This is a genomic window from Arthrobacter sp. NtRootA1 (assembly GCF_019976975.1).
Classification (GTDB): domain Bacteria; phylum Actinomycetota; class Actinomycetes; order Actinomycetales; family Micrococcaceae; genus Arthrobacter; species Arthrobacter aromaticivorans.
On sequence record NZ_AP024630.1, the window covers coordinates 3862813 to 3878177 of the forward strand.

14 protein-coding genes and 1 pseudogene are annotated in these 15365 nt (G+C 62.6%); 4 read left to right on the forward strand and 11 right to left on the reverse strand.

What is annotated here, in order from left to right:
- Positions 1 to 29: 29 nt before the first annotated feature.
- Entirely contained in the window at positions 30 to 1307 is a 1278-nt protein-coding gene (xseA, locus tag LDN90_RS17510) for an exodeoxyribonuclease VII large subunit (protein ID WP_223946495.1), read from the forward strand.
- A 53-nt stretch (positions 1308 to 1360) separates the two neighbouring features.
- Positions 1361 to 1618, forward strand: a complete 258-nt coding sequence (locus LDN90_RS17515; protein ID WP_216925179.1) for an exodeoxyribonuclease VII small subunit — start codon at positions 1361 to 1363, stop codon at positions 1616 to 1618.
- Positions 1619 to 1700: 82 nt separating this feature from the next.
- Here the strand turns inward: LDN90_RS17515 and LDN90_RS17520 are convergent, their stop codons facing one another.
- The 9 genes and pseudogenes from LDN90_RS17520 to LDN90_RS17560 form a co-directional block, all read right to left on the reverse strand.
- The gene (locus tag LDN90_RS17520) at positions 1701 to 2555 is read right to left on the reverse strand and encodes a polyphosphate kinase 2 family protein (RefSeq protein ID WP_223949325.1); all 855 of its coding nucleotides are present in this window, start codon (positions 2553 to 2555) and stop codon (positions 1701 to 1703) included.
- A gap of 52 nt (positions 2556 to 2607) precedes the next feature.
- Positions 2608 to 3828: a pyridoxal phosphate-dependent aminotransferase gene (locus LDN90_RS17525; protein ID WP_216925178.1), complete on the reverse strand. Its 1221-nt coding sequence runs from the start codon at positions 3826 to 3828 to the stop codon at positions 2608 to 2610.
- Between the two features lie 119 nt (positions 3829 to 3947).
- Positions 3948 to 4907 carry an ABC transporter substrate-binding protein gene (locus LDN90_RS17530; RefSeq protein ID WP_216925177.1) on the reverse strand — a complete coding sequence of 320 codons (960 nt, stop codon included), beginning with the start codon at positions 4905 to 4907 and terminating at the stop codon, positions 3948 to 3950.
- Positions 4904 to 5650, reverse strand: a complete 747-nt coding sequence (locus tag LDN90_RS17535; protein ID WP_223946496.1) for an ABC transporter permease — start codon at positions 5648 to 5650, stop codon at positions 4904 to 4906. Before LDN90_RS17535 ends, LDN90_RS17530 begins: the two co-directional genes overlap by 4 nt.
- Positions 5647 to 6390, reverse strand: a complete 744-nt coding sequence (locus tag LDN90_RS17540; RefSeq protein ID WP_223946497.1) for an ABC transporter permease — start codon at positions 6388 to 6390, stop codon at positions 5647 to 5649. The genes LDN90_RS17535 and LDN90_RS17540 overlap by 4 nt, the downstream gene beginning before the upstream one ends.
- Entirely contained in the window at positions 6390 to 7484 is a 1095-nt protein-coding gene (locus LDN90_RS17545) for an ATP-binding cassette domain-containing protein (RefSeq protein WP_275964133.1), read from the reverse strand. The genes LDN90_RS17540 and LDN90_RS17545 overlap by 1 nt, the downstream gene beginning before the upstream one ends.
- A 97-nt stretch (positions 7485 to 7581) precedes the next feature.
- Positions 7582 to 8703 (reverse strand): annotated as a pseudogene (gene rsgA / locus LDN90_RS17550) (ribosome small subunit-dependent GTPase A).
- A 283-nt stretch (positions 8704 to 8986) separates the two neighbouring features.
- Complete coding sequence (locus LDN90_RS17555; RefSeq protein ID WP_223946498.1) at positions 8987 to 9463, reverse strand: NUDIX domain-containing protein; 477 nt, start codon at positions 9461 to 9463, stop codon at positions 8987 to 8989.
- A gap of 41 nt (positions 9464 to 9504) precedes the next feature.
- Positions 9505 to 11301 (reverse strand): beta-galactosidase family protein, encoded by a 1797-nt coding sequence (locus LDN90_RS17560; protein WP_223946499.1) that lies wholly within the window; start codon positions 11299 to 11301, stop codon positions 9505 to 9507.
- Between the two features lie 50 nt (positions 11302 to 11351).
- Between LDN90_RS17560 and LDN90_RS17565 the strand changes: the two genes are divergently transcribed.
- Positions 11352 to 12374 (forward strand): pirin family protein, encoded by a 1023-nt coding sequence (locus LDN90_RS17565; RefSeq protein WP_223946500.1) that lies wholly within the window; start codon positions 11352 to 11354, stop codon positions 12372 to 12374.
- A gap of 9 nt (positions 12375 to 12383) precedes the next feature.
- Here the strand turns inward: LDN90_RS17565 and LDN90_RS17570 are convergent, their stop codons facing one another.
- Positions 12384 to 13319, reverse strand: coding sequence for a BadF/BadG/BcrA/BcrD ATPase family protein (locus LDN90_RS17570; RefSeq protein ID WP_223946501.1), 936 nt, complete (start codon positions 13317 to 13319; stop codon positions 12384 to 12386).
- 41 nt (positions 13320 to 13360) lie between these two features.
- On the opposite strand from LDN90_RS17570, the gene LDN90_RS17575 reads away from it, so the two are divergent.
- A complete protein-coding gene (locus LDN90_RS17575; protein WP_223946502.1) occupies positions 13361 to 14395 on the forward strand; it encodes a nitronate monooxygenase in 1035 nt (344 codons plus the stop codon).
- Here LDN90_RS17575 and LDN90_RS17580 read toward each other — a convergent pair.
- Positions 14370 to 15344 (reverse strand): LysR family transcriptional regulator, encoded by a 975-nt coding sequence (locus tag LDN90_RS17580; protein ID WP_223946503.1) that lies wholly within the window; start codon positions 15342 to 15344, stop codon positions 14370 to 14372. The two genes, LDN90_RS17575 and LDN90_RS17580, sit on opposite strands and share 26 nt — an antisense overlap.
- Positions 15345 to 15365: the final 21 nt, after the last annotated feature.

Sequence of the window (15365 nt, forward strand, 5' to 3'; positions counted from 1 at the left end):
GCAAATGCAGGACGACGCACGGATCACCCATGGCAGCTGACGCGACCCCGGAATCGACGCTTCCAAATACCGCTGCGGAGACCAGTCCGGATAACCCCTGGCCCCTGCAGTTGCTGTCCAGGAAGCTAAAGGCCCACATCGAGCGCGCTCCCGCGGCGTGGATCGAAGGTCAGGTCATCGAACTCAACCGCCGTGGCGGGAATGCCTTCCTGACACTTCGTGACGTCGATGCTGAGATTTCCCTGCCGGCATCCGTATGGTCCACCGTCCTCGACCGCCAGAAGATACCCCTTGAACGTGGTTCCCGGGTGGTTGCACTGGTCAAGGCCGACTTCTGGGTTAAGACCGGACGCCTCAATATGTCGGTGAAGGATATCCGGCCCGTGGGCCTGGGTGATCTCCTTGCCAGGATCGAACGGCTGCGTCAGGCCCTTGCCGCAGAAGGCCTGTTCGCCGACTCCCGCAAACGGAAGCTGCCCCTGCTCCCCCACCGGATTGGACTCATTACAGGGCGGGATTCGGATGCCAAGAAGGACGTCCTCCGTAATGCGGCACTGCGGTGGCCGGCCGTTGAGTTCGACGTACGCGAGGTAGCTGTCCAGGGCAATACGGCCGTTGCACAGATCATTGCCGCGCTCCGTTCATTGGATGCCGATCCGCACGTCGACGTCATAGTCCTCGCCAGAGGTGGCGGCGCTTTGGAAGATCTTCTGCCGTTCAGCAATGAGGACTTGATCAGGGCAGTGGCCGCGGCATCAACGCCAGTGGTCAGCGCCATTGGCCACGAAGCAGACCGTCCCATCCTGGACGACGTGGCTGACCTGAGGGCCTCGACACCCACAGACGCCGCAAAACGCATCGTTCCTGACGTCAGTGAGGAACTCGCCATGGTCCGCCAAGCCCGGGACCATCTTCGCCGGAGCATTGGCAGGATGGTGGACAGGGAGACGGACCGGCTTCACGCCTTGAGGTCGCGGCCCGTCCTGGCAACGCCGGACACCATGGTTGCAGCGCGATCAGAAGACATCACGCGTCTTCAGCGGAGGTCGCACGCTGCGGTCAGCACCGCCGTCGTCCGGGCGCTTGACCAGGTCCACCACCTGCGTGCCCAGGTGCGCGCGTTGTCTCCACAAAAGACCCTGGACCGCGGCTACGCCGTTGTCCAGATGGTTGGTGAAGACCAAGCGGGACACACAGTGGTCAGTAGCCCGGCGCAGACTCCCGAAGGCACGCCGCTGGCCATCCGCGTCGCCGAAGGCCGCTTCAGGGCTGTGTCCACCGGGCAAGCACAACTCGTCGAGCACTGATTTCGCGGCAACTGCACGGCACATACACTCATCATCGAATGCGAAGGACCACCATGACAGAGAACAATCCCGCAGCACCTTCACCGGATTCCTTGGATTCCCTCAGTTACGAGGAAGCCCGCGAACAACTGGTGGCGGTGGTCAGTCGCTTGGAAGCAGGCGGAGCCAGCCTTGAGGAATCGCTGGCGCTGTGGGAGCGAGGCGAGGCCTTGGCAAAACGTTGCGAGGACTGGCTTGAGGGCGCCCGTAAGCGGCTGGCAACAGCACGGGACGCTACCAACGACGGCGGGGCTGCAGCCGGCACAGACTAGACGGCAGAAACTAGCCGGCAGAGACTAGCCGCGTCGGGAATAACCGCTCCTGGAGACCAGCCCACACGACGAGAACGACAGATCAGGATTCCTCCACAAGCGCGCGTTCAGTCGCGACGTCGAAATCCGCCTTCGGCCACTCCAGGGACAAGCCCTCCAAGGCGTCCAAAAGCAACTGCTGGACTGCGATCCGCGCGTACCACTTCTTGTTTGCCGGAACAACGTGCCAGGGGGCGATGTCCGTAGACGTCTTCTCAAAGGCCGTGTTGTAGGCATCCATGTAGTCATCCCAGAAGGCCCGCTCCGCGAGATCACCCCGACTGTACTTCCAGTGCTTGCTCGGATCATCAAGCCGCGCGAGAAGACGCTTCTTTTGCTCATTCTGGCTGATGTTGAGCATGACCTTGACGATGGTGGTTCCCTGCTGGACCAGCCTGGACTCGAAATCATTGATGGCGGCATAGCGCCGTTCCAATTCCCCGGCGTCCGCCCATCCATGGACGCGGTGGATCAGTACGTCCTCGTAGTGGGAGCGGTCAAAGACTCCCACCATTCCGGCTGCTGGAGCCTCTTTCTCGACCCGCCAGAGAAAGTCGTGCGACTTTTCCTCGTCTGTGGGTGCCTTGAACGCCTTCAACTGCACGCCCTGCGGGTCCATGGCCCCCACGACGTGACCGACGATGCCGCCCTTGCCGGCAGTATCCATGGCCTGAAGAATCAGCAGCAGCCGCTTGTTGCTCCCGAACTTCCCCTCTGCGAAGAGCTTCTCCTGCAGTTCAGTGAGCCCGGCATCCTGCGCGGCCAACAAAGACTTGCCGTCGGCCTTTGCGCCGGAGTAGCCAGGTGTGGCCGAGGGATCGAAGCTGGCCAGTGAAAACCCGGGCCCAACCCTCAACGACTTGGCTGGACTTTCGGCGAACTCAACTGCAACGGGCATGGCTTGCCTTTCTGCCTGAACGCGACCTCGTGACGCGGCCATGGACCTCAGGCTAGTTCCCGGGGTACCTCGTCAGGAAGTCCGCCATGCGGCCAATTGCCTCTTCAATATCCTTGACGTTGGGCAGAGTCACCATCCGGAAGTGGTCCGGCCGCACCCAGTTGAAGGCACGTCCGTGGGAGACCAGGATCTTCTGTTCCTTCAGCAGGTCCAGGACGAACTTCTCATCATCCCGGATGTGGTAAACCTCTGGATCCAGCTTGGGGAACAGGTAGAGGGCACCCCTGGCCTGCTGCGTGCTGACACCCGGGATCGCGTTCAGGAGGTCGTACGCTTTGTTGCGCTGCTCAAGGAGCCTGCCACCGGGAAGGATGAGATCGTTGATGCTCTGGTGGCCGCCAAGCGCTGTTTGTATGGCGTGCTGTGCCGGGACGTTGGCGCACAAACGCATATTGGCCAGCAGATTGATGCCTTCAAGGTAATCGGCAGCATCCTTCTTGGGACCCGAAATGGCCATCCATCCGGCGCGATAGCCGCAAACGCGGTAGGCCTTGGACAGGCCACTGAACGTCAGGCACAGGACATCGTCCCCGGTCAGCCCTGCGAGATTTACGTGGACAGCGTCTTCGTAAAGGATTTTCTCGTAGATTTCATCGGCAAACAGGACCAGGCCATGCTTTTCGGCGAGTGCCACGATCTTCTTAAGAGTCTCTTCAGGGTAGACGGCACCCGTCGGGTTGTTCGGATTGATCACGACGATGCCCTTGGTGCGGGGAGTGATCTTGGATTCCATGTCCTCAAGATCAGGTTGCCACCCCGACTCCTCATCACAGAGGTAGTGGACGGGCCGGCCGCCAGCCAGGGCAACGGAAGCTGTCCAGAGCGGGTAGTCGGGGGCGGGAATCAGTACCTCATCGCCATCTTCAAGGAGTGCCATAAGGGACATGGTGATGAGCTCGCTGACCCCGTTGCCGAGGTAGATGTCATCAACGTGGATGTTCTGGATTCCGCGGGTCTGGTAATACTGCGAAACGGCGGTCCTGGCCGAGAAAATGCCGCGGGAATCGCTGTAGCCCTGGGCATTGGGCAGGTGGCGGATCATGTCCACCAAAATGGCGTCAGGCGCTTCAAAACCAAAGGGAGCCGGGTTTCCGATGTTCAGTTTGAGGATCCGGTGACCCTCTGCCTCCATTTGCTGGGCGGCCTGAAGAATCGGTCCACGGATGTCGTAAAGGACATTATGAAGCTTGGTGGACTGCTTGAAATTCGCCATTCATCAAATATGCCACACCGGGGATGGACTTCAGTTGAGACTTAACTCACATGTACGACGACGGCGGCGACAGCCCCGCGAGGGTCCGTCACCGCCGTCGTACGCGGTTTGCGTAAGCGCTACTTAACGATGCCCTTGTCTTTCAGCCACGCAGCTGCGGCATCCTTGGGGCTCTGTTTCTGGTCGCCACTCACGGAGCGGTTGAGGTTGATGAGGTCCTCAGTGGTCAAGATCTTGGACACGTTGTTGAGAGCGTCCTTGGCCTTGTCCGTCATTTTGGCCTTGTTATAGAGCGGCAGTACTTGCTGGGCCTTGAAGTTGTTTTTGGGATCTTCCAGGACCACGAGGTCGTTGTCGGCAATCGAGGGGGTGGTGGTGTAGATGTCAGCCACCTGGACCTTGTCCTCCAGCAATGCCTGCAGGGTCAGGTTGCCACCGCCGTCGTTGAACGGCTGCAAAGCCTTGAGCTCGCAGTTGTAGTTCTTCTTCAATCCCGGAAAACCGTACGAGCGGGTCTCGAACGTGGCCGGGGCAGCCATAGTGAAGTCCTTGCACACCTTGGCCAGGTCCTCGATGGACTTCAACTGGTACTTCTCGGCTGTGGCCTTGGTGACCACCATTGCGTCCTTGTCCTCTGCCTTGGAAGCGTCCAGCACCGCCAGGCCGTTCGGAAGCTTCCCAGGGAGTGCCTTGTAAACGTCATCGGCCGAAACCTCCTGGGCCTCAGTATCCACGAAGGAAAGAAGGTTGCCAGAGTAGTCGGGGACGAGGTCCACCGAACCATCCTGCACGGCTTTGAAGTAGATCTCACGAGAGCCGATGTTCGGTTTGGTGGTGGCGGTGATCCCGGCAGCGTTGAGTGCCCCGGCGTAAATCTCGCCGATGACCTGGCTTTCCGGGAAGTCGGCCGAACCAACAACAAGCGGCCCACTTGACCCGCTGGATCCGCCGGGCGCAGAAGTGGATGGAGTGGCCAAAGGGCTGCCGCCGCACGCGCTCAAGGCGAGGGCCACACCGACGCCGGCCGCGAGGCCGCCGAGTCCACGGCGCGTCAGGGTCATGGGAACGGATTTTTTCATGGTGTACCTCCTTGAATGGCAGCCGCGGCGGGAGCTGTGGCTGTGAGATCATCGGCCGCCGTGTGGCGTCCGCTTGAGTCGAGGGTGAGGCCAGGCGAGAGAACCATCCTCTGCAAGGCCGCCAGAACGAGGTCCACTGCGATCGCGAGGGCAGCGATCAGGAGCGATCCACCAAGCATCCGCGGAAAGTCCTGCAGGACAAGCCCATCGAACAAATACCGGCCCAGGCCTCCCAGCGGCAAGTAGGCGACGACCGAAACTGTGGCAATCACCTGCAGAACAGCTGTCCGGATGCCACCGAACATCACTAGGAGGCCATTGGGGAGCTCGACCCGGAACAGGATCTGAAGTTCCGTCATGCCCATGGCCCGGGCTCCGTCCACCACTGTGGCATCCACGCTGGAGATACCCGCGTACGTCCCGGCAAGGAGCGGTGGAACGGTGAGGATGACCAGTGCCCATACCGGCGGCATCAAACCGCTGCCCGCCAATAAGGCAAAGAGGACCAGCAGGCCCAGGGTAGGCAATGCCCGCAGGGCGCCGGCGACGGCCACAGCGACCACCCTGCCACGCCCTGTGTGGCCAATGTAAAGTCCCACAGGCACTGCAATGGCGGCCGCGATGAGTAGCACGAGCCCGCTGTACTGCAGGTGCTCGGACAGCCGGGTGGGAATGCCTCCGCTCCCCGTCCAGTGAATGGGGTCCGTCAGCCAGGCGATGGTGTCCGTGAAAACGTTGCTCATGCCGATGCACCCGGATCCGGCCGTACTGGGGCATGGGGCAAGGATGGTCCGGTCTTCGGCTCAGCGAGCAACGCGGTGCCGTTCTTGCGTTCGCTCCGTCCGCCAGCTGCGGCACGTGTCCACGGAGTCAGGAGACGCTCCAGCACCACCAGCACTGCATCCATGATCAGGGCAAGGACAAGGATGGCGATGATGCCAACCACGACTTCGGTAACGAAGGTCCTCTGCAAACCATCGGTAAACAGGATTCCAAGATTGCCAACTCCCAACAGTGCAGCAACGCTAACGAGCGAGATGTTGCTGACCGAGACCACGCGGAGCCCGGCGAAAAGAACCGGCAGTGACAGCGGGAGATCCACTTGGAAGAACCGGGCCGAGGGCTTGAATCCCATTGCTACGGCAGCGTTTCGGAGATCATCGTCAACCGAGTCAAACGCATCCATGGCAGCACGAACCAGCAAGGCTACCGCATAGATCGTCAATGCGACCACGACGTTGAGGGGATCGAGGATCCGTGTGCCCAGTATGGTGGGCAGGATGATGAAGAGCGCCAGGGACGGGATGGTGTAGAGCAAGGACGTAGCCGTAGCCAGCACAGACCTCAGGGTACTGTTGCGCCGGGCAAGCTGCGCCAAGGGAATTGAGATCAGCAGCCCAAGAAGCATCGGAATGAGTGCGAGCACAAGGTGCTGGCCGGCCAATCCGAAAACCAAGCCAATGTTCGCCAGGAACCACTCCATCAGGTGGCGTCCTCCCTGTGGCGGCGGACTTCCTCAATCAGGGCAAGGACTTCCGGCGCCTTCAACACACCGGCCACCCTGCCGTCGTCGTCCACGGCAACGCCCAACCCCGACGGCGAGGACAACGCCGAATCCAGCGCCCGGCGCAAAGTGTCTCCCTTATGGAAGAGTGAACCGCCGGGGACCAGCCCGGCACCGTCCCGGGGTGAGGACCACCCGAGGGGACGTGATTCGTCGTCGACCACCAGCGCCCACTCCCCCGCCCGGCGTCCGGCGCTTTGACCCTCGGTTTGTCCCACCATGGTTACGGAGTGGAGCCTCAGCGAGTCCGCGACGTCAAAGGCGAGGTGGCGGAAACCACGGTCCCTGCCCACGAAGGAGGCCACGAAATCGTTGGCCGGTGCCCGGAGGATCTCTTCCGGGGCGGCATATTGGGCAAGCTTGCCGCCAACAGCAAAGACTGCCACCTTGTCGCCCAGAACCGTGGCCTCGTCAATATCATGCGTGACAAACACGATGGTTTTAGCCAACTCGCGCTGCAGGCGAAGGAGTTCCTGCTGGAGTTCATCGCGAACCACCGGGTCCACGGCGCTGAAGGGCTCGTCCATCAGAAGCACTGGCGGGTCGGCTGCGAGCGCGCGTGCCACTCCGACGCGCTGCTGCTGACCGCCGGACAGCTGCGAGGGATACCGCTTGCCAAGCACCGAAGCCAGCCCAACGACGTCGAGAAGTTCTGCGGCACGTTTGCGCGCATCGGCTTTGGACACGCCGTTGAGCCGGGGAACCGTAGCGATGTTATCCAGGACTGACCGGTGCGGGAGAAGCCCGGAGGACTGCATGACATAGCCCATGGAGCGGCGAAGCTGCGCCGCCGGCACCGTGGAGACATCCTTGCCTGCCACCGTGATGGTGCCCGAGCTCGGCTCCACCATGCGGTTGATCATGCGCAGCGAAGTCGTCTTGCCACAGCCCGAAGGACCCACGAGGACCGTGATGGCTCCCTTGTCGATGGACATGGTCAGGTTGTCGACGGCGGGCTGGCCGCCTTGGTATTGCTTGGTCACGCTCTGGAACTCAATCATGGCTTCAGCCATACCCGGGCCTATCTTCGGCGGACGATCTTCACCCAGCGTAGCCAGCACCACCGACGATGTCAGCGACGCCACGTATTCCGTAATGAATCGGCAATGTTCAACGTTTGCGTCGTTTCCCGCCCTTCGCTGCGCGTTCCTCGGCTTGATCGTGCCGGTGTCTTTCCGCGGCGCGCTGCCCCCTGTCCGCCGACATCACCTTTTGATGCCATTCGCGCTGATAAGCGCGCCTGGCTGCGGCATCGTGTTTCCGGTTCAGGGCCGCCTGTTCGCGTTGGAGTTTGAGGTAGCTTCGCCACCGGCGCGCGTCGAGGCTTTCGTCGGCGAGCGCCTCCTGCACGGCACAACCCGGCTCGGCCTGGTGGGAGCAATCGGCGAAGCGGCATCGGGCGAACAACCCCTCAAGGTCGCCGAACATCTCCTCCATTCCCTCCTCGGCGTCGAACAACCCAAACCCGCGAACACCCGGAGTGTCCATGAGCACTGCACCGCCTCCCAGCGGCACCAGTTCCCTGGAGGTGGTGGTATGCCGCCCCTTACCGTCACCGGCACGCACCTCACCCGTTTCCTGCAGATCGCGTCCGGCTAGGGCGTTGATGAGCGTTGATTTGCCGGCACCCGAAGGGCCGAGCAGCACCAGCGTGGCTCCGTTCGGGATGTGCTACCTGAGCTCCTCGAGGCCGTCGCCCTGCTCTGCGGACGTGGTGACCACCTCCACGCCGGCAGCTTGGAGGATGACTTCACCGACGACGTCGTCTGCCAGGTCAGCGAGGTCGGCTTTGGTAATGACGACCAGCGGGGTTGCCCCGGAATCCCATGCGGCCACGAGCGTCCGCTCCAACCGGTTATGGGTAAGCGGCCGGTCCACGGGCACTACTACCGCCACGATGTCGATGTTGCTGCCCAGGATTTGTTCCTCGGAGGATGCCTCGAAAGCGCGCTTGCGGCTCAGTGCCGAGTGCCGCGGAAGAACCTCGACGACGGATGGCTCACCAGCGCGGTTGGGCCCCAGCCACACCCAGTCCCCAGTGGCGGGAACCAGACCATGCCCGGGATAGGGAAGATGGAGCAGGCCCGTGTTCGAGGCAACGAGCACGCGGTTCCTGTCGAGGCGGACTACCCTTCCCGGAGTGTTGTCGCTGGTGTCCCCGTCCGTAGCTGGGTTGCTCCGGAAGAGTTCAGCGGTGCTTTCGGTATAACCGTAGTGTGTTGGGCCTTCCAAACAGTCGCCCGCGTTGCTGAAACTGGTTTTTGGGTCGCTTGAAGAAGCGTAAGTATTCACGTTGGAACCTCTGCTGAGGCCCGGCCGCCTAGCTCTGGCAGGCTGATGCCGGGACAGGAATGGTGGTGTGATGACGATGCGCCGCGCGTGAGTGCGGGGCGCGCAGGATTATGGCAATCATCAGTTCCACCTCCTCGGCATCCAGGCCGGCAGCTGGTGGCCGGCAACGTTTTACAGCGTAGCCAAGCCAATGGGCTTTGGCTAGGTCTTTTTGAAGCTGTGCTTACTGGCTTTCTTGAAGTCGCGCCTCATTGAGCTTCCCGTCAGCAGGCCGCTCACTGTGCAGGCGCAGCGCCACGTCCACCAGGGAGACCCTGTTGAGTTTGCCGATGTCCGCCAAGGGAATCCACGCCGCATGGGTGGTGCTGCCGTCCACCTCGTGCGTCAACTCGCCACCGATAATCGTAGCTTCGTAAACCAGCCGTAGTGCCTGGAAGTCCCGCACCGAACCGTCTGCCCGGGCTTCCGCGGGCCAGTGCCCGACGTCGATGCCCAGCATGCGATCAATCCGGGCCTCGTAACCGGTTTCCTCAAAGACCTCGCGGCGGCATCCGTCCACGGGGTGCTCCGCAAGGTCCAGTCCCCCACCAGGCAGCGTCCAACCTTCTTTGCCGTCCTGCTTCCAGTAGGCGAGAAGAATCCGGTCCTCCTGAATGATGACGGCGTAAGCGGCTGGGCGGGTGTCGAACTCCAGGGTCATGGTGCCAGCTTAGTTGGCAGCTACTTCCCAGTCGGTCTGCACTAAGGCAATTCGGCCGCCATTATCGGCCCCGCCTCTTCCGGACCAAGGTCCGGTCCTTCGCGGAGCTCGACGACGGTCCCCGGGTTGGCGAGCTCCAGCACCTTGATGCTGTTGAGGCCACCCTTCACCAGAGGCGCCGGGGCATACAGGGTGACCTGCGGCCCTTTGTCCCAGTACCGGCCCAACAGGAAGCCGTTGAGCCAGACGAAGCCCTTTCCGGAATCAGGGAGCGCAATATATGTATCCGCCGGTTCCCCTGCCTCGAACTCCGTCCCTGCCAGTCCTTCAAGGTCCTCGGGCGCCCATTCATCCAAAGCCACGGGCGTCTGTGTCCAATGGAAGGTATAGCGCTGATTGATCAGGACGCCGCCCAGGATTCCCTTGCCATGCCCGGTCAGGGGACCGTAGTTGATGCGGCCCAGGTTCTCCACCAGGATCTCCAGCTTGGCCGGGGCGCCGCTTCCGGTGACGGCCAGCCCTTTGGCCCCGTCCACGTCGTCCAGGACACCGGCAAACTGACCATCAACCCAGATGTAGGCGCGGTCATTCAGCCCTGTGATTTTGAGGCGGCTCTCCACAGGAGCTTCGGGGCGTCCCGGGAGAGTCGCTTCGGCGGCATAAAGGACCATGCCGGCGTCGAGTCCCAACTGTTCAAAAGTGAGCGGTTTGACGCTGGTAACTGGCTTGCCCGAATCGCGGACGAGCTCCAAGAGGTCCCGGCCTTCCGTCAGGGCCAGGGACTGCGCTGGAAGGACCGGGGCATCCGCAAGCAACTCGACGGGCAGTTCAGGAAGGTCCTCGATACCCTGGGCGCGGTAGAACTCCTTGCGGAAGGCATGGAATTTAGGCGTTAGTGCTCCGTTCTCGGCAATGGGGGCATCGGAGTCGTAGCTGGTGACCGTTGGCTGGAGCATGGTGCCATCGTGGTTACTGCCGGATCCCAAGCCAAAGTTGGTGCCGCCGTGTGCCATGTAGACACATACCGATCCGCCAGCATCGAGCATCTTTCGTGCTTCCGCAGCGGCGTCGTGGGCGTCGCGGCGATGGTGGTGTTCGCCCCAGTGGTCAAACCAGCCGCCCCAGAATTCGACATTGAAGAAGGGCTCGTCGGGTCGGCGCCTCTGCCAGATTGCGATGGCCTCATCACCCCGGCTTCCCAACGTGGCGGTCGCCCAGATTCCGTCCACGGAGCCGCCGTCGAGGAAGTAGTCAGTGCCGCCGTCGGCCGTGAAGAGCAGCTCAGTGATCCCGCGCTCCTCCAACGCACGGCGGTTCCAGCGGATGTACTCGTGGTCGTCGCCATAGCTGCCATATTCGTTCTCAATCTGGACGGCTACCACCGGGCCACCGGCCGATGCCTGCCGCGAGGCGACATGCGGGAGAAGGTGATCGAACCACTCCTCGATCGCGGCCGTGAACTGCGGGTCCATGCACCGCAGGCCAATCCCGGGGCTTCCTGTGAGCCAAGCCGGAAAGCCGCCGTTGTCCCACTCCGCGCAAATGTAGGGGCCTGGACGGACAATGACGTCCAAACCTTCCTCCGCTGCGAGGTCGATGAAACGGCCAATGTCCCGCCAGCCTGTAAAGTCCGGCGCCTCTTCGCGCTTAGGCTGGTGGAAGTTCCAGGCAACGTAGGTGTCAACAGTGTTGGCGCCCATGGCCTTCAGTCGACGCAGCCTGTCCTGCCACAAATCGGGGTGAACGCGGAAGTAGTGGATGGCTCCCGCAAGGATGCGATACGGTTCACCCGAACGGTAGAGGACGGCGTCGTGGTAGCTCAAAAGGGCGTTGTTCACACGGAACAGATTAGCTCAATTTCCAACATTTATGCACAGGTGATGAACACATGACCAATCTTGATACTTCGCCGGCGGAGCAAGTCTGCCCCGCTGCCCATGAAGGACAAGGACCATGCGTCCAACTGTGGCCAGAGCGTGAAGTTCCTCTGGGTGGAGTGCGCGCCATGAACGTGTTCCGCACCTTGCCCCAGCGCGGGTTGCCCACCGTTGGCGCCTGGTGTTTCCTGGACAGTTTTGGTCCGGACCGTGTGGCAATGAGTGTCCTCCCCCACCCTCACTGCGGCCTCCAAACCGTGACATGGCCGCTGGAGGGAGCCGTTAGGCACCGCGACAGCGTGGGAAGCGATGTGGTGGTCAAACCGGGTGAACTGAACATCATGACCGCCGGCCACGGAATCTCCCATTCGGAATTCTCGGTACTGCCTGCAGCTACGGTGGCCGGAGCGGATGACGAGATTCCCATGTCGAGGGGACTCCAGTTGTGGGTTGCACTCCCTGACGAGCACCGGCACCGCGAACCCTCCTTCGAGCAACACAGCGAGCTTCCAGTCGCTGTTGGCGAGGGCTACACGGCAACGGTGATGGTGGGTGAATTTGCGGGTGAACGCTCCCCTGCCACGATGTTCAGCCCGATCGTAGGTGCTGACATCACCGGCACAGGTACGCTCCAGCTTCCGCTGCGCCCTGAGTTTGAACATGCAGTGTTGGTGCTGGACGGCCACCTGGTCATCGACGGCGAAGACATCCAACCGGGCCCCCTGGCCTATCTGGGTGCCGGCAGGCAGAACCTGACCGTAGATGCCCAACCGGATACCCGTTTCATGCTTTTGGGTGGCGAACCGTTCGGGGAAGACCTCTTGATGTGGTGGAACTTCGTGGGACGTACGCATGAGGAAGTGGAAAAAGCGCGTTTGGAATGGGAGGCCGAAGGCCTTCTCGACGACGACGCTGCCGCCACTTCACGCTTCGGATTGGTCCAGGGCCATGGTCCTGACGCGGGGCCGGAAGCCGGACGCATCCCCGCGCCGCCGCTTCCGGGCGTCAAGCTGCGTCCCCGTACCCGGGGCTGAGCTTAAGCGCTACGCCCGCTGCTCGGCCACAAGCCGGGGGACTCCAAACACTGGGTCCTGTTGGAGAATCCGCACATCGACGATGCCCCGTTCGGCCAGCCGCGCCCTGAATGACTCCTGCAGCCGGCGGACGTTCATGCCCAAACCGCTCCCGAGAATTACCGGCCCATCCAAGCCGAGTTGGCGGACGGCTTGCTCCGCCAGGTCAGCGAGATCCCTGCCGGCCTGATCCACCAGGCGGGCGCTGGTGTCATCACCAGCGTCCGCAGCTTCGACCACCAGCCGCGCTTGTTGAGCCCAGTAGCGGCGACCGGTATCCGGGGAGTGGAACAAGGCGATAAGCTTGCCGGGCTCGTCCACTCCACAGGAGTCCAGCAAGGCACGGCTCAGGGTGTCCGGCTCAAGTCCCTGGTTCATCCGCCGCAAGCTGTGGCGAACGGCTTCGCGGCCCAACCAGTAACCGCTTCCCTCGTCGCCCAGAAGATAACCCCAGCCTCCGGCGCGGGCTTCCTCACCGGCCGCGTTCCGACCCCACGCGGCAGAACCGGTCCCGGCAATCACCGCGACGCCTGTGCTTGCTCCGCCGGCCGCCAGAAGCAGCCTGGAATCGTGAACCACGGTGATGCGTGCCCCGGGGACGTGTGGAGAGATCAAGTCGGCGAGCGCTTGCGCGTCCTCATCGGTGTCAATTCCTCCGGCACCCGCGTAAACCTCGTCAATGTCACCGCCGCCGATCTTTCCGAAAAGTTCGGCGAGATTTGCCATGGCCTGCTCGCGGCTCACATTCTGCACATTGGAGCTTCCGGCGCTTTCGTCCAGGACGGGAACGCCGTCTTCGAACCTCACGCCCCGCGTTTTCGTTCCGCCGATATCCAGCCCGATCACGGTGCCGGTGAGTGCCTCCGGGGACGCGTGGGAATGCATGGCAGAGTCAAGATTGTTCACCGTGAAAGACTAGCTTGGAGCGCCCCGAGGAGAAACCGCCCATGTCGCATTCCCTGTTTGATACGCCTTTCATTGCAGCGCCCATGGCTGGGGGAACGTCCACCCCCGCTCTTGTGCAGGCAGTCCAGGCCGGCGGTGGATTGGGTTTTCTCGCCGCCGGCTACAAAAGCCCCGAGGCCATGACGGCCGAGATCGCAGCTGCGCGTGCCATGGGCATCCGGTTCGGCATGAACGTTTTTGTACCGGACATGGCGCAACTCTCCCCATCCGCGGCGGCGCGTGCGAGGCTGGAGGCCTACCGGAGGGAACTTGAAGCAGAGGGGGCCCGCTACGGCGTGGCAGTCCCGGCCCTCCGATTTGACGACGACGACGCCTGGCAGCACAAAGTCGACGCACTCATCGCGGATCCCGTGGAGTTCGTCAGCTTCGTCTTCGGGCTTCCGGGACGATCTGTGGTCAAGGCGCTGCAGAAGGCCGGGACTACTGTCATCTCCAGTGTGACCAGTGTTCCCGAAGCCCTTGCGGCCGCGGAGGAGGGCCCGGATGCCCTTGCGGTGCAGCACAGTTCCGCAGGAGCACACACGGCCGCGTTCCTCGCGGCCGGCGCAGGAGAAAACGCAAGCAGCACGACGGCGGGTCTCATCGCCCAGGTGCGTGCCGCCGTCGACCTTCCGCTGGTTGCGGCCGGTGCGATCAGCGACGGTCCAGCGCTTCGCGAAGTCCTGGCTGCTGGTGCGGCAGCCGCGCAAGTTGGTTCGGCGCTGGTACGTACGGAGGAAAGCGGAGCCCGGCAAACACATAAAGATGCCCTGGGCGACCCGCGCTTTACGGAGACGGCCAGGACCCGGGCCTTTACCGGACGATTCGCCCGCTCGCTGGTCAACGAGTTCGTCCGCGATCACGCGGACGCGCCCGAGGGTTATCCGGCAATCCATCATCTGACAGCGCCAATCCGGGCAGCAGCATCGGCGGCGGGTGATCCTGACCGCCTCAATCTGTGGGCGGGCACAGGTTGGCGATCAGCAAAGGAAGGATCCGCCGCGGATGTTGTCAGGGATTTCCTGAGCGTGCTCTGACAAGTTCGGCCAGCAACGCTTCGCCCTCCCCGACCACCAGCTCACGGAACAGCCTGACGGCGTCGGGTTCGAAGGTGCGCTCCCGCCAAGCCATGCCGATTTGCCGAAAGGCAAGCTCGGATTCGATGGGAACTTCCACAAGTCCCAACTCGGCCCCTGGCAGGAACTGGCCGGTTCCGGAGCCCGGCCCGGCGGGAGGCAGGATGCTGAAGCCCAGACCGGCAGCGACCAGCCCCCTGACAGTGTGGGATTCCTGAACCTCAAAGGCAGTCCGGGGACGGAAACCGGCTTCACGCAACAGTGCTTCGCCCAGGGCCCGGAGGCCAACACCGGCGGGAAGCGCTACATACGGGTCATGCCGCAGCTCGGACAGGTGCACCCTGGAGCGACTGGCGAGCGGGTGCCGGTAATGCAGCACCACGCGCAACGGCTCCCTGTAGAGAGGCAGGGAGTGGATGCCCCTGCCTTCCGGGGCGATCGGTGCAGTGAGCGCGAAATCTGTATCACCCCTGGCTAGTTCTTCCAGGCAGTCGTCGCGCGGACCCTGCCGCAACTCGAAAACCGTATGCGGATGGCGGCCGCGGTACGCACTGATAAGCAGGGGCAGCGTCGCTTCACCGAACGTGTGCTGGAACGAGACGCCGATGCGTCCCCTCACCACGTCCGAGTCGTGCCTTACCCTGTCCAATCCGGCTTGGAAGTCTTCCAGCGCCGCTTCGATATAGGGCAGCAATGTCCTTGCCGCCGGAGTCAGGCGGATGCCACGGCCATCACGAACAAGAAGATCCATTCCCACAATCGCGCTTGCCCTGGCCACTGCACGACTCACCGTGGACTGGGGAACGCCGAGGAGCTCAGCCGTCTCCGTCATGTGCTCCGTCCGGCCCAATTCTGCCAGGACGGGTAGCAGCGGCAGGAGCTGCACAAGCTGTTGGTGATCCGGTTCCATGTGCCTTCCGTTCCGCTCCAG